This window comes from Verrucomicrobiota bacterium (assembly GCA_037139415.1).
Classification (GTDB): Bacteria; Verrucomicrobiota; Verrucomicrobiia; order Limisphaerales; family Fontisphaeraceae; genus JBAXGN01.
Genome location: JBAXGN010000105.1, coordinates 1 through 26,619 on the forward strand (window position 1 = coordinate 1; position 26,619 = coordinate 26,619).

25 protein-coding genes are annotated in these 26,619 nt (G+C 59.3%); 3 read left to right on the plus strand and 22 right to left on the minus strand.

What is annotated here, in order from left to right:
• Positions 1 to 52 precede the first annotated feature (52 nt).
• The 22 genes from WCO56_17800 to WCO56_17905 all read right to left on the minus strand — a co-directional run bounded on the left by WCO56_17800 (position 53) and on the right by WCO56_17905 (position 24,523).
• Positions 53 to 1,336 (minus strand): lactate racemase domain-containing protein, encoded by a 1,284-nt coding sequence (locus WCO56_17800; protein MEI7731433.1) that lies wholly within the window; start codon positions 1,334 to 1,336, stop codon positions 53 to 55.
• Between the two features lie 39 nt (positions 1,337 to 1,375).
• Positions 1,376 to 1,765, minus strand: coding sequence for a four helix bundle protein (locus WCO56_17805; GenBank protein MEI7731434.1), 390 nt, complete (start codon positions 1,763 to 1,765; stop codon positions 1,376 to 1,378).
• Between the two features lie 67 nt (positions 1,766 to 1,832).
• Positions 1,833 to 2,639, minus strand: coding sequence for an SDR family oxidoreductase (locus tag WCO56_17810; protein ID MEI7731435.1), 807 nt, complete (start codon positions 2,637 to 2,639; stop codon positions 1,833 to 1,835).
• A 212-nt stretch (positions 2,640 to 2,851) separates the two neighbouring features.
• Complete coding sequence (locus WCO56_17815) at positions 2,852 to 4,183, minus strand: cell division protein FtsZ (GenBank protein MEI7731436.1); 1,332 nt, start codon at positions 4,181 to 4,183, stop codon at positions 2,852 to 2,854.
• A 19-nt stretch (positions 4,184 to 4,202) separates the two neighbouring features.
• Positions 4,203 to 5,420, minus strand: a complete 1,218-nt coding sequence (gene ftsA / locus WCO56_17820; protein MEI7731437.1) for a cell division protein FtsA — start codon at positions 5,418 to 5,420, stop codon at positions 4,203 to 4,205.
• Positions 5,413 to 6,375, minus strand: coding sequence for an FtsQ-type POTRA domain-containing protein (locus tag WCO56_17825; protein MEI7731438.1), 963 nt, complete (start codon positions 6,373 to 6,375; stop codon positions 5,413 to 5,415). Before WCO56_17825 ends, ftsA begins: the two co-directional genes overlap by 8 nt.
• Before the next feature lie 21 nt (positions 6,376 to 6,396).
• Positions 6,397 to 7,314 carry a D-alanine--D-alanine ligase gene (locus WCO56_17830; protein ID MEI7731439.1) on the minus strand — a complete coding sequence of 306 codons (918 nt, stop codon included), beginning with the start codon at positions 7,312 to 7,314 and terminating at the stop codon, positions 6,397 to 6,399.
• 18 nt (positions 7,315 to 7,332) lie between these two features.
• Positions 7,333 to 9,690, minus strand: coding sequence for a UDP-N-acetylmuramate--L-alanine ligase (murC, locus tag WCO56_17835; GenBank protein MEI7731440.1), 2,358 nt, complete (start codon positions 9,688 to 9,690; stop codon positions 7,333 to 7,335).
• Positions 9,687 to 10,853, minus strand: a complete 1,167-nt coding sequence (murG, locus tag WCO56_17840; GenBank protein ID MEI7731441.1) for an undecaprenyldiphospho-muramoylpentapeptide beta-N-acetylglucosaminyltransferase — start codon at positions 10,851 to 10,853, stop codon at positions 9,687 to 9,689. The genes murC and murG overlap by 4 nt, the downstream gene beginning before the upstream one ends.
• On the minus strand, positions 10,854 to 11,984 hold the full coding sequence (ftsW, locus tag WCO56_17845; GenBank protein ID MEI7731442.1) for a putative lipid II flippase FtsW: 1,131 nt from the start codon (positions 11,982 to 11,984) through the stop codon (positions 10,854 to 10,856).
• Between the two features lie 90 nt (positions 11,985 to 12,074).
• Complete coding sequence (locus WCO56_17850) at positions 12,075 to 12,884, minus strand: LysM peptidoglycan-binding domain-containing protein (protein ID MEI7731443.1); 810 nt, start codon at positions 12,882 to 12,884, stop codon at positions 12,075 to 12,077.
• Between the two features lie 100 nt (positions 12,885 to 12,984).
• Positions 12,985 to 14,445: a UDP-N-acetylmuramoyl-L-alanine--D-glutamate ligase gene (murD, locus tag WCO56_17855; GenBank protein ID MEI7731444.1), complete on the minus strand. Its 1,461-nt coding sequence runs from the start codon at positions 14,443 to 14,445 to the stop codon at positions 12,985 to 12,987.
• A 13-nt stretch (positions 14,446 to 14,458) separates the two neighbouring features.
• Positions 14,459 to 15,586, minus strand: a complete 1,128-nt coding sequence (mraY, locus tag WCO56_17860) for a phospho-N-acetylmuramoyl-pentapeptide-transferase (protein ID MEI7731445.1) — start codon at positions 15,584 to 15,586, stop codon at positions 14,459 to 14,461.
• 33 nt (positions 15,587 to 15,619) lie between these two features.
• Complete coding sequence (gene murF / locus WCO56_17865; GenBank protein ID MEI7731446.1) at positions 15,620 to 17,011, minus strand: UDP-N-acetylmuramoyl-tripeptide--D-alanyl-D-alanine ligase; 1,392 nt, start codon at positions 17,009 to 17,011, stop codon at positions 15,620 to 15,622.
• A 33-nt stretch (positions 17,012 to 17,044) separates the two neighbouring features.
• Positions 17,045 to 18,550: a UDP-N-acetylmuramoyl-L-alanyl-D-glutamate--2,6-diaminopimelate ligase gene (locus WCO56_17870; GenBank protein ID MEI7731447.1), complete on the minus strand. Its 1,506-nt coding sequence runs from the start codon at positions 18,548 to 18,550 to the stop codon at positions 17,045 to 17,047.
• A 5-nt stretch (positions 18,551 to 18,555) separates the two neighbouring features.
• On the minus strand, positions 18,556 to 20,457 hold the full coding sequence (locus WCO56_17875) for a penicillin-binding protein 2 (GenBank protein MEI7731448.1): 1,902 nt from the start codon (positions 20,455 to 20,457) through the stop codon (positions 18,556 to 18,558).
• An 88-nt stretch (positions 20,458 to 20,545) separates the two neighbouring features.
• Positions 20,546 to 20,950: a hypothetical protein gene (locus tag WCO56_17880; protein ID MEI7731449.1), complete on the minus strand. Its 405-nt coding sequence runs from the start codon at positions 20,948 to 20,950 to the stop codon at positions 20,546 to 20,548.
• 7 nt (positions 20,951 to 20,957) lie between these two features.
• Complete coding sequence (gene rsmH, locus WCO56_17885; GenBank protein ID MEI7731450.1) at positions 20,958 to 21,887, minus strand: 16S rRNA (cytosine(1402)-N(4))-methyltransferase RsmH; 930 nt, start codon at positions 21,885 to 21,887, stop codon at positions 20,958 to 20,960.
• Positions 21,888 to 21,894: 7 nt separating this feature from the next.
• Positions 21,895 to 22,365 (minus strand): hypothetical protein, encoded by a 471-nt coding sequence (locus WCO56_17890; protein MEI7731451.1) that lies wholly within the window; start codon positions 22,363 to 22,365, stop codon positions 21,895 to 21,897.
• A 4-nt stretch (positions 22,366 to 22,369) separates the two neighbouring features.
• Positions 22,370 to 22,813, minus strand: a complete 444-nt coding sequence (locus WCO56_17895; protein MEI7731452.1) for a hypothetical protein — start codon at positions 22,811 to 22,813, stop codon at positions 22,370 to 22,372.
• Positions 22,814 to 23,838: 1,025 nt separating this feature from the next.
• Complete coding sequence (locus tag WCO56_17900) at positions 23,839 to 24,285, minus strand: nucleotidyltransferase (GenBank protein MEI7731453.1); 447 nt, start codon at positions 24,283 to 24,285, stop codon at positions 23,839 to 23,841.
• Between the two features lie 19 nt (positions 24,286 to 24,304).
• Entirely contained in the window at positions 24,305 to 24,523 is a 219-nt protein-coding gene (locus WCO56_17905; protein ID MEI7731454.1) for a hypothetical protein, read from the minus strand.
• 219 nt (positions 24,524 to 24,742) lie between these two features.
• On the opposite strand from WCO56_17905, the gene WCO56_17910 reads away from it, so the two are divergent.
• From WCO56_17910 to WCO56_17920, 3 genes are all read left to right on the plus strand, one after another.
• Entirely contained in the window at positions 24,743 to 25,006 is a 264-nt protein-coding gene (locus tag WCO56_17910; protein ID MEI7731455.1) for a hypothetical protein, read from the plus strand.
• 104 nt (positions 25,007 to 25,110) lie between these two features.
• Complete coding sequence (locus WCO56_17915) at positions 25,111 to 25,974, plus strand: HEAT repeat domain-containing protein (protein MEI7731456.1); 864 nt, start codon at positions 25,111 to 25,113, stop codon at positions 25,972 to 25,974.
• 153 nt (positions 25,975 to 26,127) lie between these two features.
• A complete protein-coding gene (locus WCO56_17920; protein MEI7731457.1) occupies positions 26,128 to 26,583 on the plus strand; it encodes a hypothetical protein in 456 nt (151 codons plus the stop codon).
• Positions 26,584 to 26,619 lie beyond the last annotated feature (36 nt).

Below are 26,619 nucleotides of genomic sequence, written 5' to 3' on the forward strand. Positions count from 1 at the left end.
CAGCCGCCCAAAATCCTGCGCGCCTTAGTCTCAGCTTGAAAGCTCATTGGAATTACTGGCCTCCAGCCCACTTGGGCTGCTGCTTCAGGTGGAACAGCATCTCGCCAGCCTTGGGCACAAGCAGGACGCCTTCCGCCTCGCGGTTGGCATAGGTTTCCGGGTTGATGGTTTTCGGATCACGGTATCCCATGTTGATTTTGCGGCAAACCGACTCGGGAATACCGGTGGCCAGGGTTACTTTGGCCCGGCATTTTTCCACGCCATTCTCAAAGGCGCCAATCCCGCGCACGTGGGTGGAGTGAGCGATGACGCCCCAAGGATAGTGTTTGAACTTGTCCCATTGCTTGAGGAAGTAATCACGGCAGTGATAGCCGATCTCCTCGATCAACCGGCCATGCGCAAGGGATATCTCGGTGATGTGCGGCGCATAAATGATGAGTTCCCCGCCGTCCGCCAGCACTGGTTCCAGCTTGTACATGCATTTGCCGCCGGTCCACAATTCATCATACATCTTGGGTGCGCAGGAGAGAATGGTATGGAACGGCTTGTCATTATAGACAATGTGCAGTTGCCGGGAAAGTTCGCTGGCGGCGTCCCAAGCCCCTTCCGGTGTGCCGGCATACAACCCCGCGAGGTCCTTGCCCTCGACCACCATCGCGAAACACAACTTCGGCACCGTAACGAGCGCGCCGGCTTTGTCCACCACCCGGCGCACCGGGGTCCATTTATTACCAATGATCATCGGGTTGGTGACCACGGCGCCCAGCCAATGGAAGAAATTGAGGATTTGCGGGCCGCCCACGCCGGGGAACAGGTACTTGTTGCCGCCCGAGAACCCCACCACTTCATGCGGAAACACCGGTCCGACGATGATGACTTGGTCGTATTCAAATAACAGCTTGTTCACCTCGACCGGCACTTCCATGGAGAACAATCCACCCGTCAACTCCGTGACATCCTCACGCGTCAGCGTCCCCACCAGCTTCAACGCCTTGGGATTATCCCATTCATGGTTGAAGAAACGGACGGATGAATACACCGACTTGTGTTCCGCTTCGGTGATCTCAAGGCGTTCACAGATGGCCTCCTCGCTCATCGCGATATGCGTACCGAGCGCCACCAGGATGTCCAGATTTTTTGCCACCTTGCCGATTTGCGCATGGATGGCTTTGAACATCATGCCCACCGGCGCGGTGCGGGTGGCGTCCGGGATGATTAACAGGACTTTTTTGCCCTGATAGGCCCCGGATGGCAACGCCTTGGCAACCACCTCGGCGGCCTGGGCCGGGGTGACCTGATGATTGGCGGGAGAGGAGCTGGCTAGTAGTGATTTCATAATGAATATTTTAAATTGTAAATTGCAAATTGCAAATTGCTAAATTGGGTTTCCAACCGATTGCCGACGAGCGGAACGGGGGATGCTTTTGACCGTTGCCACCGAGCCGCCGATGATCCGACTTAACTGCACACACTCATCCAGCATTTCAGTGATTTTCTTTTCGGGCAAAAGTCCTGCAATGACGGTAAAACGCAACCAGCCCCGAGTCTCCCGAAGTTCTTTCAATGCAATGCTCAGTTTATGCGCAAAATCGGCGCGGCTTTCCGCTGCACAGCCTTCGTCGTAATTAGGCGGCGCAGCGGTTCCACAACGGACGAGTTGGCCGGCCACATGCCGGCCAAGTCGGGTATCTGGCAACGCATCAACAACTTTCCCCACTCTGGCCGCAAACTGCCATAAGCGTACGGAAAGTTCTTCAGGCGTCATATCGTTCCTTCAATTTACAAATTAAAAATTTTCAATTTTCAATTTTCAATTGATTTTTTGCCCGGTCTTAGATCGTCTGGCAAAGGAATCCGCCATCCACGCGGATATCCGATCCGGTTACAAAGCTGCTCGCCTTTTGGCTGGCCAGGAAAACTGCGGCACCGACGAGTTCGCTGGCTTCGCCGAAACGGTTCATCGGGGTATGTCCCCAAATCTGGCGGGTGCGATCCGTCGGGGTATTGTCGTCGTTAAAGAGCAACTTGCGATTCTGGTCCGCCGGGAAGAAGCCGGGGGTGATGGTGTTGACGCGCACGCCGAAGGGCGCCCACTCACGGGCGAGGAACCGGGAGAGGCTCAGCACGGCGGTCTTCGACGCGGAATAAGAAACCACACGCGAGAGCGGCAGATGCGCAGAGACGCTGGCAATGTTGATGATGCTGCCCTTCTTGGCCTTCACCATCGCAGGCCCGAATACCTGGCATGGGAAAAACGCCCCAGCCACCAGGTTCAAATCAAAGTTACGGCGCCAGTTCTCGATCGGGATATTCTCAAACGGATTATCCGGCGTCACCGTCACCTTGGGATCGTTACCGCCGGCGGCGTTGAGCAGAATGGTGGGCACTCCGAGAGTCTGGGTGATGGCTTCCCGGGCTTTTTCCAAGCTCTCTTTTTCCATGGCATTGGCCGCAAACGCCTTGGCTTTACCGCCTTTATCGTTAATCTGCTTCGCCCGCGCTTCCGCCGCTTCCAAGCGCAGGTCCAGCACCGCCACCGTCGCTCCGGCGCAGGCAAATCCTTCGGCAATCGCGCCCGCGAGCACGCCACCCGCGCCAATCGCCACCGCTACTTCTCCGTTCAAATCAAACAAGTTCATAATAATTTCCAATCTATCGTTAAGGTTTTTCCCGTGAACAATAATCCACGGGTTGGCGCCATACGCCATGCGTTAGTGTGCCAAAAGAAGTCTTTCGGACAAGCAGAATATTTACCCCGGATCCTTCGGAACGCGTCCGCCAATAAGTCGCGCAATTCGGCGAAATGCGCGTGCCGTTAAATCATAACGCGCCGATTTGGCTTCGCCACCGATCAATTCAAGACGACACCGCGACGAATGTAGGTGGGTTCATCGAGGTCTTCGCCTTGCACAATGGTCGGCTCGCTTTTTTCAAAGCGGCCTCGGGAAATGATGTCCAGCGGAAGTTGCCCTTGCAGCGTATTGGCTTTTTTCCGACGGGCCCGCGTGGGTTGCTGATTCTTCAGCAGGGCGGCGGCACGCTCCGGCGGCATGCCGGGCGCGGGCGCGACAAAGCGGGCCGGTGACCGCGTCACCGGTCGGTGCTGCACATCCGTATCCACTTCGGCAGAAATGTTTTCAGGCTCACCTGGCGGCGGCATGGGTGCGGACTCGGAAGCAACTGGATTGAGCATCGGCGCAGGCTCCGTGGCACCACCGCCAAAACGGGAAGCAATCAGCGTGACGGACAACCGGCCTTTCATGCCAGGGTCCACGGCGGCACCCATGGCTTGACGCGCACCTTCCGCCACCCGGTTGATCTGTTCCATCAGGCGGTTAATCTCCCCCATGGACATATCATCACCACCGACAAAGCTGACCAGAATGGCGTCCGCACCCGCAATGGCCTGGCCGCCATCCAGCAGCAGGTGACTCAGGAGCTTTTCCTGAATCTCCCGCGCGCGGTTTTCGCCGGAGGCTTCCACGGTGGCAATGGCGCTCTCGGCGTGTTTGCCATCGGTCACACTTCGCAAGTCAGCGACATCGAGCTTGATCAGCGCCGGACAGGTGAGCAGCCGCCAGATGCCCCGCACGCCCTCGCACAAGAGCCCGTTCATGATTTGGAAGGCATCCTGCAGGCTTGTCTTTTCATCCACCAACTTGAAAATTTTCTGATTGGGGATGCAGATGACGCTATCCGCCTCCGCCTTGAGCTGATGGAGGCCCAGGGTGGCCTGACGGGAACGGCGGCTGCCCTCGAACTCGAAGGGCAGCGTGACCACGCATAATACCAGCGCACCAGCCGATTTGGCCGCACGCGCCAGCACCGGACTCACACCCGTGCCCGTACCGCCACCCAGTCCCGCCACAATAAAAACAATGTCCGCCCCCGTACAAAGGGTTTTGAGCCGCGCCTCGTCTTCCAAGGCAGCGGCGCGCCCCACGTCGGGATCACCCCCAGCTCCCATGCCACGACTCAGGTTCTTGCCCAATAAAACTGGCTGTGCCTGGCTGGCCTCTTTCAATGCCTGGGCATCGGTATTCAGCACGGCCAGACCGACGCCGGCAAGGCCCTCGCCCGCCAGACGCTGGACGGCGTTGCCGCCGCCGTTGCCCACGCCAAAGACGCGGATATTGAGAGCGGCTTTCACGATCGCGGGAGAAATATCACATGGGTCACTCATAAGCACCTCGTAATTCGGTTCATCGGCGGAAGATCGGGCCAAACGCTTCCTTGAGTTTTTGGGTAATCCCGTTTGGACGGCTCTTTTTCTGCTGGAACGAGCCGAACTTCACCAGGCCGATGCCGGCGGAAAATTCGGGCTGGTCGAGCGCTGACTTGATGCCGCTGATCGAGCTGGTTTTACCGATGAACGTCTGGACCTGGAAAATGCTCTGGGCCAAATTTTGCACCTGCGGGATGCGCGCGCCGCCGCCGCACAGGAACACGCCGGCCCGGAGGTAATCCAGCAGCCCGTTTTGCGCCAGGTCCATTTCGATCAGTTGAAAAATTTCCTCGACGCGCGGCCCCATAATGCGGTGCAGGTGTTCGAGGTTGATGACCTTGGCGGGCAGCCCGATTTCACTTTCGATAGAAATGGTCTGACCTTTGAGATCGGGCGGCATGACGGCGGCTCCGTGGGACAGCTTGAGCTGTTCAGCCCGGCCCATCGGCACTTTGAGGCCATAGGCAAGATCGTTGGAAACGTGGTCGCCCCCCACGGCCAGCACGGCGGCATGTTTGACAATCCCATCGGCATAGAGCACGTACTCGGTCACTCCGCCGCCGATATCAATCACCAGGGCACCCACCTCTTTTTGCTCGGCGGTCAGCACGGCAAGCGCGGAAGCCAGCCCGTTGAACACGACGGCATCCACATCCAGTTGCAATCCCTTCACGGTGCGGATGGCATTTTGAAAACGATTGGCGTTACCATGAATCACATGGACATCCACCTCGAGGCGCGAGGCGTACATGTCCACCGGGTTGGTCACCCCTTCCTGGCCATCCACAATGAAATGCTGCCGGATGGCGTGGATGGTGGCGTCGGTGGCAGGAATATTGATGACCTTGGCGTTCTTGATGACGTCCTCGACATCCTCCTTGGTAATGGACCGGTCGGCAGACAGGATGGGATGGACGCCACGGTTGGTGAAGCCGCGCACATGACTGCCGGTCACGCCCAGATAGACGCTGCGAATTTCCGCGTCCGACATCTGTTCGGCCTCGACGATGGCGGCGCGAATATCCTCGGCGGCCTGGGCGGCATCAATCATCTCGCCCTTGCGGACGCCACGCGATTTGGCCTGGCCGACGCCAATGATGTTCAGCGCGCCGGCGTCGTTGATTTCACCGACGACGGCGCATACCTTGGAAGTGCCGACTTCCAAGCCAACAATGACTGAGGAGTTATCAAACATTTTTCCGTTTGGGGGTTGGGCGAACAGGTTTGACGGATTTGGCGGGCACCGGAACCACCGCGCTGGCGTCCACCACGGTGAACGGCACGTTATTGGCCACGGAGAGATCAAGATTGGCGAGGGACTTGCCGCGTTGCCGCGCATAATCATGCGCGACCCGCCAGCGGCGCAATTGCACCTCCAGACGATCGGAGCCAAACACCACCCGGCACCCCTGGCCGGTGGTCAGGGTCATGACTTCCGGCGAGGCCAGATCAATCCAGCGCACATCCACCAGCCCAGCCATGGGTGAGCGTTCAAATTCAGTCAGCAAACGCAACGCCGCCTTGACGGGCAAGGATTCCACCGGGCGTCCGGGCCGCAGTTCAGCGTGGTTTACTCCGGTTAAAATCGGCAGGAATTCGTTGGTGGCCGCCCAGGGGATCGCCCGCTGCTGCGGGCGCACCGGCAGCATCACAAACCCCTTTTCGTCCAGCGTGTACAAGGCCTGATCGCGAACCCCGGGGCCAAGCGGCTGCAAAATTTGGGCGATGGGCTGGCGTTCAGTGATGCGGATGCGCAAGGTTTGCGGCAGCACCCGTTCGACGGCGACACTCTGAATCATGGGCACCAATTCCAGATCGCGTTTGACCCGCGGCAAATCCAACCCGAAGAGATTCATCCCCACCTGCACACCAGCCCAGCGGCGCAATTGGTCCTGCGACAGCACACCGTCGGTTTCCACGCTGATGGAATGAATGGCAAACGATTCATTTTCATACACCCAGCGATCCAGCATCCACGCACCGCCGCGCCACATCAGGAACACGACGAATAGCGTGCCAAAGGTGAGACCCATAGCCATGGAAGCAAAACGCACCCGGGTCGCGCGCGCCTGTGCGGCGCTGAGTTTCACGTCGAGCACATTATGATGCTCGAACCGGCGATTTTTTGCTTTGCGATTAAATGGCCACATAAGGAAATTTTGTCCGTCGTTTTAGCACGCGGGCGCCAGGCTGCGATGCAGTGCCAGTTCCACCATCCGCTGGCAGAGCGTGGGGTAATCCATCCCCGCCGCCGCTGCGGCTTTGGGCAACAGGCTGGTCTCGGTCATGCCCGGCAGTGTGTTGACCTCCAAGACCATTGGCTGCCCCTGCCCCGTCACCATCACGTCCACACGCGCGTAATCGCGCCCCCCGATGGCATGGAACGCGCCGAGGGCCGCGTCCTGGATGCGCCGCGTCAACTCCGCCTCAAATTCGGCCGGGCAAAAATAATCCGTCGCGCCGGGAGTGTATTTGTTCGCGTAATCGTAGCCGCCGGTTTTGGGCCGCACCTCGACCACCGGCAGGGCCTGGTTGTCCAAAATGCCCACCGTGGTTTCCCGGCCAATCACCCGTTCTTCAACCAGCAACACCGAATCATAACGGAAACCGCGCGCCAAGGCGGCGCGCCACTGGGTTTGCTCCTCCACGAAGCTCAGCCCCACACTGGAACCCTGGCGCACGGGCTTGACCACCACCGGCGGTTGCCACCCTTGCGGCCAGGCTGCCTCGAGCGTTTTGACCAGGCAGCCCTTGGGCGTAGGCACTCCGGCACTGATGCATTTCTGTTTGGTGGCCACCTTGTCAAAAGCGACCCGGCTGGCCTCAATCCCGCAGCCGGTGTACGGCACACCGAGCTTTTCCAGCTCAGCTTGAACCGTGCCGTCCTCGCCGTAGGTTCCGTGCAAGGCCAGGAACGCCACGTCCGTATTGGATTCCAACGACCATTGGCCGGGTCGGGCATCCACCTCCTGCACTTCATGCCCGATTGAACGCAGCGCATTCGCCACGGCCTGGCCGGTGCGCAAGGACACTTCCCGCTCGGCGGAAGGTCCCCCGAGCAACACCGCGATATGCAATTTGTCAGTCATAACGTTATTGGTGATAAATCATTCTCCGATAATTTCCACTTCGGTTTCCAACTCGATGCCGCGCGCCGACCGGGCGCGCTGCTGAATCAGTTCTATTAAAGCGAGGACATCCTGGGCAGTGGCCTGGCCGTCATTCACGATGAAATTCGCGTGAACATCCGACACCACGGCACCACCCACCCGGGCGCCTTTCAACCCCAGTTCGTCAATCAATTTGCCGGCGGGGATGGCCGCGGGATTTTTGAAAATGCAACCGGCGCTGGGTTGGCGGGGCTGGGCGCGCCAACGTTTGCGATTGCTCTCGCGCAGGCGCTCCGCGATGTGTGGGCGCGACGACGGCTCGCCCTTGAGCACCGCGCCCAAGGCCAAATGATTCTTGAACAGCGGGCAGCCGCGATACTCCACATTCACTCCCGACGCCGGACGCTCCGTCACCCGTCCGTCATGGTCCATCAAACGGATTTGCTCGACCACCTCGAACAGCCAGTGCCCCATGGCTCCGGCATTCATGCGCATCGCCCCGCCCAAACTGCCGGGAATCCCCTCCAGAAACTCGAGTCCGCCCAGTTCGTGATCGCGGGCGAGGTTGGCGATTTGTTTCAATCCCGCACCCGCGCCGCAACGCAGGCGTTGTTCCACGACCTCGATGCGGCTGAAATTGGGATGCGCCAGCGAAATGACCATTCCCCGTACGCCCTGATCTTTCACCAGCAGATTGGAACCGCGCCCCAACATTCGGAAGGGAATTCCTTTCGCCTGGCAGAACAGCAGCACCGCCGCGAGATCGCTCTCGGAAGTGGGTTCCACGTAAAAGTCGGCCCGGCCACCCACCCGGAACGTGGTTTTGCGCGAGAGCGGCTCGTCACGCCGTAACACGCATTCCGGCGACAACTTCGCAAGCAGTTCAGCATGTAATTGATCGGTCGCCACAGGAATCGCGCGACGTAATTCACTGGCCAGCGCGTGCGCGGTCACAGTGATGTCCGCACCCGCGCCCAAAAATATCACCACATCCCCCGGTTGCATGGCGGCCCGCACCTGGCGGCGCAGTTCCTCGAATCCGGGAACATGGCTTGCATCCACTCCGCAAGCCCGGATTTCTGCGGCCAGGTGCGCGCTGGTCACGCCGGGAATCTCCGGTTCGCTGGCCGCATAAATATCACCAATCCAAAGTTTATCCGCCCCGGCAAAACACGTGCGAAATTCCGGCAGCAGATGCAGAGTGCGGGTGTAGCGATGCGGCTGGAAAGCGACCAGGAGCCGGCGTCCCCCCAGCGATTGAAGGGCGCGCAGCGTGACCCGGATTTCGTTGGGATGATGCCCGTAGTCATCAAACACGCGGAACCTGGCATCGCGGAACAATTCCTGTTGCCGCCGCGCCGCCCCGCGAAACTCTGCAATCACCGGCGCAATGCGTTCCGGGGGATAGCCGAGTTGATGCAGGAGCGCAATGGCAGCGGTGGCGTTGGCGATATTATGTTCGCCGATCAGGCGCAGATGAAAATCACCCAACCGCAAACCGTTGTGCCACACTGTAAACGCGGAAGCATACTCGGAACCAATGCCGGGCGATGGCCGCCGCTCAATTCGATAAGCCGCCAAAGCGTCAAAGCCATACGAAACCGCTCCCGTCCGCTGCGCCAGCAAAACCGCCAACCGCGTATCATCCGCGCAGAATACCACGCACCCCGGAGTCTGCGCGGCAAAAGCGTCGAATTCACGGCAAATCGCATCCAGATTCGCAAAGTGATCCAGATGCTCCGCGTCCACATTCAGAATAATGGCGTGTTGCGGACGGAAATCGCGCAAGGTGCCGTCGCTTTCGTCGGCCTCGATGACAAACCAGGGCGCCGGACCGGACGCCGGCGCGGGGGCAAACCGTCCGTGCTGCGCCAATTGCGGGACCAGCCAACCCACCGCGTAACTGGCCGGCGGACCAAGCTGCTCCAGCGCAAACGCCAGCAGGGCGCTGGTAGTGGTTTTACCATGCATTCCGGCGACACAGATGCCGCGTTGCCGCTGTAATAACGCCGCCAACAGATGCGCGCGCCGCACGGTGGGAATGCCCAGCGCCTGCGCCCGCACCAATTCCGGATTGTTCGCCCGCACCGCCGCGGTGCAGGCCACGAGCACCGGACGTTCCGACTCCAGCCGTCCGGCGTCATGCCCCAATTCAAGCCGCGCGCCACGCGCGCGAAGCTGCTCAATCTCGGGATTGACCTGCAAATCCGAACCCGCCACCTGGTGGCCAAGGTCCAGCAACAGGTGTCCCAGCGCGCTCATGCCGCACCCGCCGGCCCCCACCAAATACACCACGCTTCCCTGCCCCGCCGCGTCGAGCAGGTTGCTGATTTGAGATGGCGTCAGCGGGTTCATGTGGCCACGGTGGTGGATTCAAGCCGGGCACCCGCCACGGCGGAAAAGTTGAATTGCCCGCCATGCAATTGCTTCAGGCGCGCCAACATCTGATCCGCGATCACCCCGGCAGCGTCAGGCTTATGCCACTGGCCGACCGCCTCCGCCATGCGGGCGTGTGCCGCCGGATCGTGCGCCAGCGGTTCGAGCAACGCCAGCAGGCGCGCGGGCGTGGCGGATTTTTGTTCCAGCAAACTGGCCGCGCCGGTATCCGCAAACGCGCGCGCATTAAAATATTGATGATTGCCCGCCGCAAACGGAAACGGAATCAACACGGCGGGCAGGCGCATGGCGGCCAGTTCCGCCTGCGAGGAAGCCCCGGCGCGGCTGATGGCCACCGTGGCGGCGCCGAGCGCGCACTCCATGCGATCCAGGAATTGCCAGACCACCGCGTCCAGTTGGCGCGCCGCATAGGCCGCCCGCACCTTTTCATAATCCTGAACGCCGGCCAGATGCGCGAACTGCCAGCCGGGCAAGCGTTCTTTTAGAAAATCCAATGACGCAATCACCAATTCATTAATACCCGTCGCCCCCTGGCTGCCCCCCATCACCAGCAGCACCGGACGCTCGGCTTTCAGGCCCAGCCGGCGGCGTGACTCCCCGGGTTCGCCGGCTCGGAACTGCGGACGCACCGGCGTACCCACCACCTGCGCGCGAGCCAACCGTTGCGCCGTCGCGGGAAACCCGACGAACGATTGATGCACAAAACGGGCCAGCCAGCCATTGGCCCGGCCCGGGATGGTGTTGGACTCGTGCAAGAACGCGGCCGCGCCAAACTTCCGCCCGGCATGCACCGGCGGCGCGCTGGTAAAGCCGCCCATGGCCAGCACCGCCTGGGGTGGCCGTTGGCGAAAGAGCCGGACCGCCAGACGATAGGATTGCCAGAAGCCCTTGAAAAATTGCAGGTACCGATGGTCCGTCATCCCAACGGCGGGCAACGTATGCACGGTAATCCCGTCCACGCCTTTCACCGCCTCCTGATCCACTTCCTTGGGGGAAATCAGCGCCAGCACCTCACACCCGCGCGCCCGCAATTCGCCCGCCACGGCCAGACCGGGGAACAAATGCCCACCGGTGCCACCGCAGGCGATGGCCACAAGGGGTTTGGAGGAGCGATGGCTCATTCAAGAAACCGGGGTAATCGGAATGGGTTCGTTGGCTAACGCGTCTTCGGTTGGGTTCACCGTCCCGCCCGCCTGTCGCGCCACGCTGAGCAGAATGCCCATGCTCGCCAGCATCACGAGCAAACTAGACCCGCCATAACTGATGAAGGGGAGCGGCAAGCCCTTGTTGGGCAGCACATCAGTGACGACCCCAATATTGATGAACGCCTGCAGACAGACCAGCAGCGTGATGCCCGCCGCCAGGAACGTGCCAAAATCATCGCTCGCCCGCCAGGCGATGAACATGCCACAAGCGAGAATCACCAGATAGCCCAACACAATGCCCAGAGTGGCGACAATTCCCAGCTCCTCACCAATGATGGTGAGAATGAAATCCGTGTGGTGCTCCGGCACAAAACCGAGCTTCTGCCGGCTGTCCCCCAACCCCAGCCCTTCGGCGCCGCCCGAGCCCAGCGCGATGATGCCTTGATAGGTCTGATAGCCCGTGCCGTCCATGTGCTGCTCCGGATAGAGCCACGCCATCACGCGCGCGCGCCGCACTGGATTGCTCCAGATGGCGGCGCCCAGACCGAGGCACACCAGCAGCACCACGGGCAAAAACGCGCTCCAACGCACCCCGGCGACCAGCAGGAGCATGGCGCTGACCGCGCCGATCAACATCGTGGTGCCGTAATCACGACCGGCCAGGATCAGCCCCAGAACCACGGCGAGCGCCGCCCCCGGGATGAGCACACCGAACTTGAAGCGCGCCAGCCGCCGCCGGTACCGCTCCGCGTAATGCGCCAGCGCGATGATCACGGCGAGTTTGGCGAGTTCCGAGGGCTGGAACCGCAGCGGACTCAGATTCAGCCAGCGATGTGCGCCATTAATTTTCAAACCAATTACAGGCACGAAAACTAGGCAGAGCAGGACACAGGCCAGCCCGAACAGCACCAGCGAGACACGTTTCCAAACATGGTAATCCAGCGAAAGCGTGCCGGCAAACGCCCCCACCCCCAGCGCGCACCAAAGCAATTGCATCATCAGGTAATGCGTGCCTTTCTGCGTCATGCTGGCGCTATAAAGCATCACCATGCCCAGCGCGATCAGCGCCGCGACGCAAAAGATGAGAATCGTGGTGACGATTTTCATGGGGTGAGATGGAAAATGTTCCTCAATGGGTTCAAAGCAAACTGGGCGCCGGACTGAGGATCCCCGGCGCCCAGTGGTTGATCGGTTTGATCAGGAGGTCACCGAGGGCGGCGTGACCGGCATCGCCGCCGGAGCCGCCGGGGCTGCCGGAACCGTTGCTTCCGCTTTACCCGGAATCTTCAGCTTCTGCCCTTCGCGGATCATGTCCGTCGGCAGGTTGTTGGCCATCTTGATCTGTTTGGGGGTGGTGCCCTTCGCCTTGGCAATTTTAATCAGGCTGTCATTTTTCTTCACCGTGTACACGTTGCCACTGCTGTCCGTCGTCGCCGCCGGAGCAACACTGTCAACTGGTTTCGCGGTGGCCACCGCCGCCGTCTTTTCGGGGATTTTGATTTTCAGCCCGATTTTCAGCTTGCGGGAATCCACCCCGGGATTGGCTTTGGTGATGGCCGCCACGCTCACGCCATATTTCTTGGCAATCGTGGTGAACGAATCACCCTTGGCAATCGGATGCTCGGTGGCGGTGCCCGTGGCCACTGCAGGCGGCGTCAGACCGCTGTCCACGGGCGGCAGCGGAGTCACCGGTACTACTGGCGTTGCGGGCGGGTTGACCACAACGGATTGTGGTGGCTGCATCGGTGGAGTTACCACCGATGGTGTGGTGGTGAGCGGCATATCCAACGGCGTACTGTTGGAGTTGCCCACCAATAAACTGGAATTATCCAGCGGCGGCGCCTTGGCGACGGTTTGTTTATCCTTGCAACCTTGCACCAGCAAGGCACCGAGCAATACGACGTGAAATGCCAGGATGGCAAACACGGCGATATACACGTTGGACCGGCTTTTAGGTTTCTGGTCGTCCTGCATCCCTTGGGGGGGGAACGAGTTCTGCGTATTCATCTGTCTTAGGTTCGCTTCTTATAGCGTCCTTTCTTTGAGGTTGTTTATTTGTTTGTTGCCCCGGCGTTTTCCCTCACAAAAACGCCGGGACAAATTCGTATTATAATCGCGTTTCTTTTAACTCAGATTTTGCGTTGTTCAACGCGGCACCACTATGTTGTGTTTCACAAAAAGTGCAACCACAATCTGTTGTGTTTTTTAACGCACCTACCGCCGCCCGAAACACCTCGCCGCGGTGCTGATAATTCTGAAATTGGTCAAAGCTGGAACAGGCGGGGGAGAGCAACACCGTATCCCCTGGTTCAGCCTGCCGCGCGGCAGCCATCACTGCATTCGTAAGGCTCTCTTCCAAAACACATTGGGTAAAATCACCCCACGCGGCTTGCAATTTTTCCCGGGTTTCACCAATTAGGAATGCCCCCTTCACCCGCCCCGGAAATGATGGCGCAAGTTCTTGATAGTCAAAGCCCTTATCTTTTCCACCGGCAATCAGCCACAGATTGGCTTGTCCTTGGGTGGTCACCGGGATGGTCTGAATCGCCTTGCGCACCGCATCCACATTTGTGGCTTTGGAATCATTGATGTACTTGACCCCATTAATCTCGGCCACCAGTTCACAGCGATGCGGGGCAGGATCATACTTTTTCAACGCTTCGGCCACCACCTCCAGCGGCAGACGCAATACGCGCCCGACCGCCAGGGCCGCCATCATGTTTTCGGCATTATGCGGACCGCGCAAACGGGCGTGGTTCATGTCCAGCAGCGGGCCGACCCATCCCTCAATCCGGCTGATGAGCAGGCTGCGATCCAGGAAAATATCCGCCTGCCGATCCTGGGCGCTAAAGGTGATGATTTTCGAGGGAATGCTGAGCTTCATCGCCTGCATTTGCGTCAACGCCTCGAACTGCACAATGGCCCAGTCAAATGCCTGTTGGTTCATGAAAATCCGGGCCTTGGCGCGAATATAATCCGCCATACCGGTGTAGCGGTCAAAATGATCGGGGGTTAGATTCATGAGGACGGCGACCACCGGACGAAAATAATGGATGGTTTCGAGCTGGAACGAAGAGACTTCCAGCGTGAGAAAATCAAGTTCCCGGGTGCGATCCGCCACGTCGCAGAGGGGCAATCCAATGTTGCCGGCGGCCACGGTTGTACGATGCGCGTGGGTGAGCACCTTTTCGATCAGTTCGGTGGTGGTGGTTTTTCCATTGGTGCCGGTGATGGCCACATTGAGACAATACGATTGCTGGTAGCCAAGTTCCAGTTCGCCGATCACCGGTGTCCCGGCAACGACCAGCGGGTTCACCAGCGGGTGTTCCAGCGAAATGCCGGGGCTCACCACCGCCAGATCAAACGCACCCGCCGGAGCAGCGGCGGCGCCCAGCGTCACGGAAACACCCTGCGCGCGCAATTCCCGCGCCACCTGCCGCAGCGCCTCGGTATCGGCGGCATCCGCCGCCGTCACGCGGGCTCCGCGCCGGAGCAGGAGGGCGCAGGCGGCGCGCCCGCTTGCGCCAAGCCCGGCCACATACACCGATTTATTTGCCAATAAATGCATTAAATAATTAATATCAACGTATTTTAAGTGAACTCAGCGCCATCACCGCGCAGATCACGCCCAGGATGTAAAACCGCGTGACAATCCGCGAATTGGCCCAGCCGAGCTTTTGAAAATGATGGTGCAGCGGGCTCATCAGGAACACCCGCCGCCCCTCGCCGTAACGCAGACGGGTGTACTTGAACCACGTCCGCTGAATCAGCACCGAGCCGGCCTCGAGCACGAAGACCCCGCCGGCCAGCACCAACACCAGGGGCTGATGCACCAGCACGGCGATGATCCCGATCACCCCGCCCAGCGCGAGCGAGCCAGTATCGCCCATGAACACTTCCGCCGGCTGGCAGTTGAACCACAGGAAGCCCAGTCCCGCCCCGATCATCGCGGCGCAAAATACCGTCAGTTCGCCCGCGCCCGGCACATAGGTGATTTGCAGATAACGCGCAAAATTCACATTACCGGCCACATAGGTCATGATGAGCAGCACGAACGAAACGATGACCGTACAGCCGATGGCGAGGCCGTCGAGGCCGTCGGTGAGGTTGACGGCGTTCGAGGTGCCGACAATGGCAAAGACGGTGATCAGCAGGCCCGCAATCACCCCGGCCGTGCCAGTCAGCACCGGATACTTGTAGAATGGCACCATGACCTGGCTGATCAGGTTGGTCGTCAGCGGCAACCGCCACAAGTAAAAGGCGATAAAACCCGCCAGCATCACTTGTACCCAGAGTTTGACGCCTTCACGGGCGCCATCCGCGTTGCGCCGGGTGATCTTGAGATAATCATCGTAAAATCCCAACCCGCACAGCACCACCGCCGAGAGCAGCGTCAACTGGATCAGGGTGTTGTCCCACTGCGCCCATAATAACGTCGTCAGGTCCATGATCAGCACGATCATCAGCCCGCCCATGGTGGGGACATTCCGGGCGTTGTTCGCGGCGCGGGCCGCATACTCTTCCTTGAACAGCGACTCCAGCCAACGGATAAACCGGGGGCCAATCCACACACACAACAAGAGCGCCGTCAAGGCCGCGCACGCGCCGCGAAAAGTGAGATACCGGAACAGGCGCAAAAAGGAGAGGACGGGCTCCAGGGGAGTATCCTGGGTCCGTTCCAAAATCGTCTGTGCCAGCCAGTATAACATGTCAATCAATCACACCATCGAACAGTTTATCGCTCAAACTTTGGCGGTTTCGCCTTTCAATATTTCACTCACCCGTTCCAGCCGGGCGGCCCGCGATGCCTTGAGCAACACCACATCGCCGGGTTTCACCCGCGTTTTCAGTTCCGTGCCGGCCGCGCCGGCGTCCGCAAATTGTTCCACGGCCTCCAGCCCGGCCGTCCGCGCGCCGGCGGCGGTGGCCGCCGCCATCCCACCCACCGCCATCACCAAATCCAGCTTCAATTCGGCTGCCCTTTTCCCAGTCTCCCGGTGCGCCGCTTCCGCGTGCCCGCCCAGTTCCGCCAAGTCGCCCAGCACCGCGATGCGCCGGCCCGCGCACGGAAAATCCGCCAGGGTTTGCAGCGCAGCCAGCGTGGAATCCGCATTCGCATTGTACGCGTCATCCAGCACCCGCACCCCGTTCAACTCCCAAACTTGCAGCCGCATTTTGGGCGGCTGAGCCTGGGCCAACCCCCGGGCCAATTCCTCACGGGTCAGGCCCATTTCCGCGCCCGCGGCCAATGCCAGCAACGCGTTGGTCACCTGGTGGCGACCCAATACATTCACCCGGTATTCGCCGCCCCACTGCGACCCGGACGTTTCCACCTGAAAGGTCACCCCTTGCGCGTCCAATTGCAGGTGGGTCGCCCGCCAGTCCACCCCCTCGCCCATCCCCACGCGCACCACGGTCGCGCGGCTGCGCCGGGCCGCCGCCTCCGTCCACTCGTTTTCCGCATGGACAAACAACTTTCCACCCGCCGGCAACTGCTCCGCCAGACTGCCTTCCTCACGGGCCACCCCCGCCAGGTCGCCAAAAAACTCCAAATGTTCCCGACCGATACTGGTCAGCACGCCGAACAGCGGGCGGGCGATCCGCACCAACGGTTCCAATTCCCCCGGATGGTTGGTGCCCACCTCAAACACGGCGGCCTCGTGCTTGCGTTCCAACCGGAGCGCGGTCAATGGCACGCCCAGGTCGTTGTTAAAACTGGCCTCGTTCCACAGGGTCTCGAAACGCTGGCGCAACACCGAGGCCAGCAGTTCCTTGGTGGTGGTCTTGCCGTTGGACCCAGCCACCGCAAACACCGCCAGTGTGAAGGACCGCCGATACTCGGCTGCCCACCGTCCCAACGCCGTCCGCACCTGGTCCACCACGATGTGCGGCACCTCACCCGCCCCGGCAAAGGCCGCCACCACCTTGGCCATTTGCCCCCGTTCCACCATCACCGCTTTCACCCGCCGTCGAACGACTTCGGCGAGGAAATCGTGGCCATCAAATTTTTCGCCGGGAATCGCGAGAAAAAAATCCCCCGCACTGGCCTTCCGCGAATCCGAACACAGGCTACGCACGTCCAAGCCCGGCGGCCCGTGCAGCTCTCCGCCACAGGCATCGGCGATGTATTTCAAGGAACGCGCTTCCACAAAAAAATAGCGTCGTGCTTAGTGCCGGCCTTTGCTGTTTTGGCCGCGCTTCCAGCCCAGGCTTTCCAGGGTTTCACGGGCATAGACACGGTCGTCGAACGGCACCACCGAGTCTTCAAATTCCTGGTAGGTTTCATGGCCTTTGCCCGCCAGCAGCACGCTGTCGCCGGGCCGCGCCTGACGCAAAATTTCCACAATCGCGCGCCGCCGATCCAATTCCAACTGATAGCCATCGGAGCGCACCTCGCGAAACCCGGCATCAATCTGCGCCGCGATCTCCGCCGCCGATTCCTTGCGCGGATTATCACTGGTGATCAGGCTGAAATCCGCCAACTCGGCGGCCACCCGCCCCATTTTGGAACGCTTCCCCTTGTCCCGGCTGCCGCCACATCCAAACAGCAACAGCACCCGCCCGTTGGGCGTTAATTCACGCACGGTCTTCAGCACATTGCTCAGCGCGTCATCGGTATGGGCGTAATCCACATACACGCCAAACGGCTGCCCGCACGGCACGCTTTCCAACCGCCCCGGCACCGGCGGCATCTGGCTGAGCGCTGTGCGAATCGCGGCCACTTCCAGTTTCAACACCAGGCCGGCGCCAATGGCCGCCAGAGCGTTATAGATATTATGCCGGCCAATCAGCGGCATCCGGATGTCAAAGGAGTGCTCCGGCGCCTCCACGGTAAACCGGGTGCCGTCTTTGCCCAGTTCCACCTTGGTGGCACGCAACTGGGCGGATTCGGATAACCCGTAGGTCATCTGAATCGCGAAGTCCGTGGCTTTGGAAAGGCGCGCGCCACAACCGTCGTCAATATTGATCACCGCCGACTGCTTTTTGCCGCCCGGCGCGGCCCGAAATAATTTTTCCTTGGCCAGATAGTAATTCTCCATGGTCCCATGATAATCCAGATGATCCTGGGTGAGATTGGTGAACAAGGCCACATCGTAGGCGATGCCGGCAACGCGTTTTTGCTCCAATGCATGCGAAGAGACCTCCATCACACAGGCCTGGCACTGGGCACGCACCATCTGGTCGAAGAGCTGATGAATATCAAGCGCCTCGGGAGTGGTGCGATGGGCGGGGATCAAGCGCGCGCCAATCTCATAGCGCACCGTGCTGATCAAGCCGGTATGCACACCGGAGATTTCCAGCATCTGCCGCACCATGAACGCCACGGTGGTCTTCCCATTGGTCCCGGTGATCCCGATCAGCTTCAAGCGATCCGCCGGCCGGCCATAAAACACCGCCGCCGCGTGCGCCATCGCTTCGCGGGCGTCGGCGACCTTAATCTTGGTGGCGCGCGGGGAGGAAAAACCATTCCGCTCACAGATGATCGCGGACGCACCGCGATCGATGGCGCTATTGATAAACTCATGGCCGTCCACGTTCTGGCCGGGCACGGCCACAAAGACCACCCCGGGCGTGACCCGCCGTGAATCGTAGGTGATGCCGGTAACCTCGCGGTCCACGGTGCCTTCAATCTTCAAGGTCGGAACCGCCTGCAATAGTTGTTTGAGTTGCATAGGCATTATTGGTTTGAAGCGGTGACCAACACCCGGCCCTTCTTGCCCGCCAGTTTTTCACCCTTGTCCTCGGGTGTGAGGTCGGGATGAATATTCAGGTAATTGGCCACCCGCTCGGCAATCTGCCGGAATACCGGAGCGCAAACATCCCCGCCGTAATGCCCCCCTTTGGGATAGTCCATGACCACGGAGATGCAGAGTTCCGGTTTATCCGCCGGGAAAAATCCAATGAACGAGGAAAAATATTTATCGTGTGAATAGCCGCCGTTTTCCACTTTTTGAGCGGTGCCAGTCTTGCCGGCCACCGAATAGTGGTCCAGGCGCGCCTTGAACGCGGTGCCGTCTTTGGTGACTACCGTTTTAAGCGCCTTAATCATCTGCGCAGAAGCCTCGGGCGTGAGCACCCGCCGAACGGGTGTGGGTTGAAATTTTGCCACCACATTATTTTCGCTGTCTTCCAGGCGATCCACCAACATCGGTTGCATCAGGACCCCTTGGTTGGCAATGGCCGCCATCGCCATGCACATCTGGAGGGGGGTGACCGCCACCCCATGCCCCATCGGAATCTGCGCAATGGACACCTTGCTCCATTGGCGGACGGGGTTTAGAATCCCGTTCACCTCACCCGGCAGAGCGATGCCGGTCCGCTGGCCAAATCCGAAGGCGCGAATGTGGTCATACAACGGCTGTTCCCCCATTTTAATGCCAATCTTGGCCGCCCCGATGTTCGAAGATTTGGTGATGATGGTCTCCACGGAGAGCGAACCATACGAGGCATGGTCATGCAGCGTGTGGCCAGCAAAGGCAAAATGGCCCATTTCACAATAGAACGTATCCCCCAGCTTGACCAAGCCATCCGTGAGAGCGGAGGACACCACCACCACTTTGAACGTGGAGCCTGGCTCCTGCACATCGCTAATCGCCCGGTTGCGCCGGAAGTCCGGCGGCTCACTGCCAGGGGTGTTGGGATCGTAGTTGGGCAGCACCCCCAACCCGAGCACCTCCCCGGTCCGCGGGCGAATCACCATGCCGCACACGGAAATCGGCGTATGCTTTTTCATCGCCTCCGCCAGTTCCGACTCGACGATGAACTGCACCCCGGCATCCAACGTCAAGACCACATTCAAACCATCCGAAGGCTCGACATCCTGTTCCCGGAAATTGACCAATTCGCGGTTGCGCTTGTCTTTTTCCGTGACGCGCCAACCACGCACACCGCTCAGGCGGGCGTTCAACATGCGCTCCATGCCGTCCATGCCAACCGTTTCGATGAGTTCACGGCCATTCAACTCGGTTTCATGCATGCCGGTATAGCCCAGCACATGTGCCGCCAGTCGCTGATTGGGATAGATGCGGATTTGATCCTCGATGGGATCCGGGAAAATGGCGCTTTGGCGCAATTCCCGGTAGAAGCGGGCCTCGAGTTTATTGGTGAGTCGTTTTTCATCCACCCCAAAATTCAGGTTGGACATCACGCCTTGAAGCTGGCGCCAGGTTTCCATGGGCACCTTGCGGTGCAACACCACGTAGCGGTTGGTGAACACCATTCCCAATTCATTTGTGCGGGTGACGCGGCTAAGTAATTCCAACACCTTGGGTTCCGGCAGTTGCAGGCAGGGCGCAATGGCGTGCGCGACCTGGGTGCGCCGGTTGCCCAGCAGGCTGGGATCGGCACAGACGGTTTTGGCCGGCAGGCTGGTGGCCAGCAGGTTCCCGCGAATGTCGCGAATGTCACCCCGGCGCGGCTGCAGCAAATACTCACGGTGGGTATTGGCGCAGGCGCGCAGGCGCAGCTCATCATGGCGGATGACCTGAATGTCCACCAGGCGATAGCCTAGCCCCAGGAAGGCTGCCGCCAGTAGCAAGGCCAACGCCAGCATACGCCGCAATTGTTGGGCTTTAATCATGATACGTCACTTTTACCTGCCGCCCACCCAGGTTCCGGTTCCTCCAACCAAACGCTGGACGAGCGGCGGTAAAAAAATTGGTGGCGAATTAGCGCGCGGCCTGGATCGTTTCGCGGCGTTGCGCCAACAACGGCACGCGGTCCAACGGCAGGCTGCTCAGGCCATCCGCCGACGGCGGCGCCGGCGGCTCGATCAATCGCACAATCTGCGACGGGGCCGGCGGCACCAGGCCGAGCTTCATCTCATTGACCTTGGCGTAGAGGGACGGCGGCGAACGGAGCGTATCCAGTTGCCGGCTCAGCTTGGCGTTCTGCTCGCGTAGTTGCTTGAGCGAGACTTCACGTTGGGAAATTTGCTGTGATAAATCATGAATTTGCTTCTTCAGCCCAACGTAACCCACGCCCGCGCCACCGATCAGCAGACACATCAGCATCGCCTTCAGTGCCGGACCGAACCGCACCGCCGCCGAACTCTTTTTCCGATTACCCGCCATGGTCGTTTTATAGTTTCGCCAAAATTCTTAATTGCGCGCTGCGGGCGCGCGGGTTGTCCCGCACTTCCGCCGCGCCGGGTTGGACCGCTTTGCGTTCCACCCATTGCAGCACCGGCACCCGCGGCTGCCGTAACTCCGGCACATCCACCGCCTGCGGGCACGTATAATCCCGGCACTGTTCCCGCCCGAAATCCTTCACCAGCCGGTCTTCGAGCGAATGAAAGGTGATCACCACCAGCCGGCCCCCCGGTTTCAACACCTTTACCGCCGCTGCCAGGCCCCGCTGCAAGGCCCCCAGCTCGTCATTCACCGCGATCCGCAGCGCCTGAAACACCCGCGTGGCGGGATGTGTTTTCCCGCGTGGCCCGGGCACCGCCCGCACCACCAAATCCGCCAGTTGCCCCGTCGTCTCGATTCGTCCCCCACCCCGTTCCACCTCAATGGCTTTCACAATTCGTCGGGCGAACTTCTCGTCGCCATACCGCCATAAAATTTGTTCCAACTCGCCGGTGGCCGCCTGGTTGACCAGGTCGGCGGCGGTTTGCGCCTGCCGTTGGTCCATCCGCATATCCAGCGGCCCATCCTTCATAAAACTAAAACCCCGCTCCGGCACTTCGAGTTGATGACTGCTCACCCCCAGATCCATCAGTACACCGTCCAAACTCGCCCCTGGCAGCCACTCACCCAATTCCGCGAAATTTCCGCGTCGTAATTCAAACCGGCCCGTATACGGAGCCAACCGTTGCTGCGCCGCTTCCAGCGCATCCGCATCCTGGTCACATCCGAACAACCGTCCACCGGGCGCACTGGCCTTGAGCACCGCCTCGGCATGTCCCGCCCCGCCCAGGGTGCCATCCACGTACCACCCACCATCGCGGGGCATCAGATACTGCAATACCTCGGGCAGCATCACCGGCGTGTGGACAAAGCCAGCCACACGCGCCTCATCTCAACCAGTTTCGCGCCGTCGCAATCCATTGCGCCGGCCACTGCCGCCACCACGCCAACCCACGCGGCGGCGGCGTCACCTGCTGCACCGCCAACGGCTGCGCCAACGCCATGACCGGACGGGCGACGACTTCCAAATCCGAATCCTGCAAGTCGTTGCGGACGACTTTCACCGTATTCAGCGCCAATTCCCGCTGGACCGGACGGCGAGCCGCCTCGGCCTCGCGTCGCGCCCGGCGCTTTCCCAAAAACCAACGTTGCCCGGCCGCCGGTTCCACGGCGGGCGTCATTGGCTGTTTGGCTACCGGCGTCTGGCTGCCCGGTGATACCGTCACCGGCCCAATCGTTTCTGCCGGTACGGACGGCTCCAACCGGGACAGCACTCCCTGTTCCGCCAATTGGTAACGGGATTCATCGGGCATCTGCTCGACACTTTTTCCAGCCACTAATAAACGCATCAGGCTCATAATCTCAGAGCATCGTGTACGCGACATCTCGCAACGCCTCATCCGAGGCCGCCGCCGCTTGATAGCGCTGCGGATTCCAAATTTGGAAACTATCCACCAACCCGACCAACTTCGCCTCGCCCTCGATCCCCGCCGCCTTCGCCAATTGGTCCGGCAGACAAATCCGCCCGGCCTTGTCCACCGTCACCTGGTCCGATCCGCCACCCAGCAATCGCCGCAGCGCTTCCGCCTTCGGATCCGAAAGCGACATCGAACGCAACTTTTCAAGCAGCCGGGCCATCATCTCTTCCGAAAGCGCCATCAAGCAGGCTTCCTGACTGGCTCCCTTTTTCCAAATCAACAGCGTTAACGTCTCTTCTTCGTTTTCGCCAGCATTCCGCCACTTGGCTGGGATAGAGAGCCGCCGCTTCCCATCAACCCCATGGGAGTAAATCGAACTGTATATCACAGTCTTTTTTCCAGCGGCAGTCATACTTCATCACCTGACATCCATCCCACTACATGGTACTGTCTGGAAAATCATGGTAATTCATCCCACTAAAAGGTCAATAGCCTTTTTTGAAATATTTTTGCACAAGTTATTCACCGAGTTATTCACAACTGTAACGTCAAAGTTAACCCCATTTTATAGACCAATCATGCTTTTTCATCCCACTTCCTTGGTTTTCTCATCCCACATCTAACCCGCATTTTACCACCGACCTGCGCCGATATGACACACCTTTTTACCCCAAGGAATCGCGGGAGCTGCATTTTTTGGAGTGTGGCGGCAAGGCGGGGCCATAAATTTCGGAATTCGGAATTCGGATTTCGGAATGCGGAATACCAGACCGGTGGATGGTCTTCTCTGTGTCCATCGGTGTTTATCGGTGGTTTATTCTCCGTTATTTTACCACGGATAACTCGGATGACACGGATGAAAACCAGCCCCATGCAGAATGCGGAAAGGAGCGTTTCCTGAACTCGACGACTATTCGGGCGGTAAATCATGGCTGGCCGGTTGAAATCCAAAGCGGTGTCGCCATCCGCCCCTTTCTCCCCCGGCGGTTGCCACCGCACTCCAAAATTTCCCGCGTCACCATATTAGAGTTTCGTTGCCTCCCCACGAACCCTCACTTCCAGGTTCATGGGTTCAAAGAGCGAAATCTGGTTTTTGGGAAGTCTCTCCTCGACAGCTCCAAATAGTATTATCTGGTCAAATCCAATGTGCGAAGCGCGAACACTGAATGAATTTGGAACGCCGAAGACCGAAAAGAAGGCAGGCGACCGATATCAACAGGGCGGCCGGTAAAAAACGTGGTTTGCCCGCAAATGTAGTTTATTTATATTTATGTAGGTTCACTTAACATTACCCAGTTCTCGCCGTCGTCGAATTAACAAATCCAGGGCCAGTCGTGCCGCTCGGACGCAGAACCGGAGCGGTTGGGCGGCGTTGAAGCCGCCGCAAGCTCTTCCCCTCGGGGCAATCCGTGGTCAACCGCGCTTGCGTTCCCGGATGGCTTGAAGTTGGGTTACGGTCAATAAGTCGTGGGGCCGCCCCATGGCCTGTTTGGCCTGGATGAGCGCGGAAATATCCAAGACCCGGCATTTGCCTCCCGGAATGTCAATGTCCACCCCGTGAGCATTGACCCTGTCAAAATCCCCCACTCCAAGCACTTCCCCCAGACAATCGAGTACGCCCAGATCAGTCTCCAGGTAAAGATTTTTTAGGCCCCTTCCAGCATCCGCTGATAAGTCAAACGGCAACCTTTGCGGTGTCATCCGATGAACCGGATGCAGCGTTGCCAAGGCCTGATTCAAACGTGCAAGGTTCTCCGGGGAAAAACGCATACAAACATCCACATCACGCGTCACCAGCGACGCCCCGTGCGCCACCGATGCAAAGCCGCCAACGAGGACAAACTCAACGCGGGCGTCCATTAATTTTTGGATTAAATAACTAAGTTTTTGCATCACGTTTTTGCATCGCTTCCTGCAGCAGGCTGGCAAACGCGAGCGCCTCATCATGATCCTGCAAGCGTTCCCACGGCGTTTTGGCGAGATTGAGTTCAATGAGCGACATGTCGAACCCCGCCGCCGCCGCGGCCTGCCACGCTGGACCATCCGACAACGCACCCATTGTCTCGGTCTTGGAACTCGCTTTATTGATATCAGGCATACTCACATCCACCGGCGCTAATTTCCTCCAAGTATCCATGCCCGTCAACCGGATATTCCGCCCAAGGCACCCTCATGTTAGCTTTTAGTGCCATTCTGTCTGCATGACCGTTTTTTCCAGACGGCGGTTGTTTCCTGAATGTAACTTGTGATCCAGCGTGAAGCTGTTAGAACCAACTTATGAAGCTGGGAGAACTCTATAAGTGGAAAGCATGATTACATGAAAACCATTACGCAAAGAAGTCTTGTGGTCCTCGTCACGTTGTTCGCAGCCGGGGCATTGTTGGTCCCGTATCAGCGCTGTCAGGCCGAACTGCGCTCCACGATTCAGGTGACCAACCTGCCGATGGTCGTTGGCAGTGTCACGGTTCAATCCACCAACGGGTTGAACAATTTACGACTATGTCGCGTGGTGGGCCTATTACGCTGCCGAACTGAATGCGGGGAATCAGTTTGTCAACACCTTCGAGACTGCGATGGATAAGGCCAAAGAGATGTCTAGCGACGGATCTGCAAGTGCCGTTTGGACCAGGTGTGAAGGCATGAAACTGAACAATACCGTGCCTTGAATAAGATGGAGGCGAACGCATGAAATGGAAAGCGTGGGCGTTAATCGTCTTGGTCGGTGCCGCAATTTTAGCGGCGCTGCTTGTACCGGGTGAGCGTGAAATCTCAGGCGAGCGTGAACCAAGTTATCTCGGACACCGACTCAGTTGGTGGGTGGAGGAATATGGCCATAGCTATCCCGGCGAACGTGATCCCAAAGTCGTGGAGGCATTATCCAAAATCGGAACGAATGCCATCCCTTTCTTGTTCACGTGGATGAGAAGTACCTACGACATCAAATCTTCCGAGGGGGAACTTAGGGCGGCGAGAGCAAGGGCGGCCGCAGGGGTGTTTTCCGTGCTGGGCACCAATGCGCGTCCGGCCATTCCCGAACTGGGAAGAATGGTGAACGAGCCAACTAACTATTTCGATTACGATTTGGCCACTGTGGCTTTGTGTGGCATCGGCAATGAGGGGCTTCCGGCGCTCGCCGCTGCACTGGCCAATCCGAAGACGCCGGATCGCACCGGTTTGGTATGGCGAATGAGCTTAAGTTTTCACACCAACCCCGCAGTAGTGCCCGTCTTCGCCAAATGTCTTCAAGACACTGATAACAAACTTCGAGAACAAGTGGCTTTGGCGCTGGGCTCCATGGTTCTGGCACCTGAAGTGGCGGTGCCAGCGCTGGCTGATTGTCTTAAAGACGCTCCTCCCCCACCCTTACGCCGTCGGCTTTTCCGGACACTGGCCGCCTTTGGCCCCCAAGGCCGCGCGGCCATCCCTGTGTTGGTGACCAGGCTTAATGACCCGGACCTCGAAGCTCGCACGGACGCCACCAACGCCCTGCAAAGAATTGCGCCGGAGGTGCTGACCAACTCGCCCGCCCCGCAGCCGGTGCCACTTTGAACACACTCCACCCCACACCCGAGCGGAACCTATAAATATGCATCTAAAAAGAATCCTGTGGCCCATGCTGGTGATTGGCGTTGCTGTGCTCGCGTCTTGCCGGATTGGTAGCGGGCCGCATATCGGCTCCTTGAAAAGGATGGAGGCGAACGCATGAAATGGAAAGCGTGGGCGCTAATCGTCTTGGTCGGTGCCGCAATTTTAGTGGCGCTGCTTGTACCGGGTGAGCGTGGAACCTCAGGCGAACGTGAACCAAGCTATCAAGGACACCGGTACAGTTGGTGGGTGGATCAATATGTCTGTAGTCATCCCGATAAACGCGATCCCAAAGTCGTGGAGGCAATGTTTAAAATCGGGACCAATGCCACACCCTGTTTATTCAAATGGATGCGGGTTGGTTTTGACATCAAGCCATCGCGCACCAAAAAGGCCGTAAAGTCCACATTGCAGCATTTGCCGTTGGACTGGCGACCAGGATCACTCGTTGACTGGACCGAGGAGGGTTACGAGATGATGAGAGCGAAGATGGCCTGCCAAGGGTTTTCCGTGCTGGGCACTAACGCCCGTCCAGCCATTCCCGAATTGGAACGCCTAGTATTACTATGTTAAGTTAAACCTTGTCTTTTTCGAGCCATTCCGCGAGAC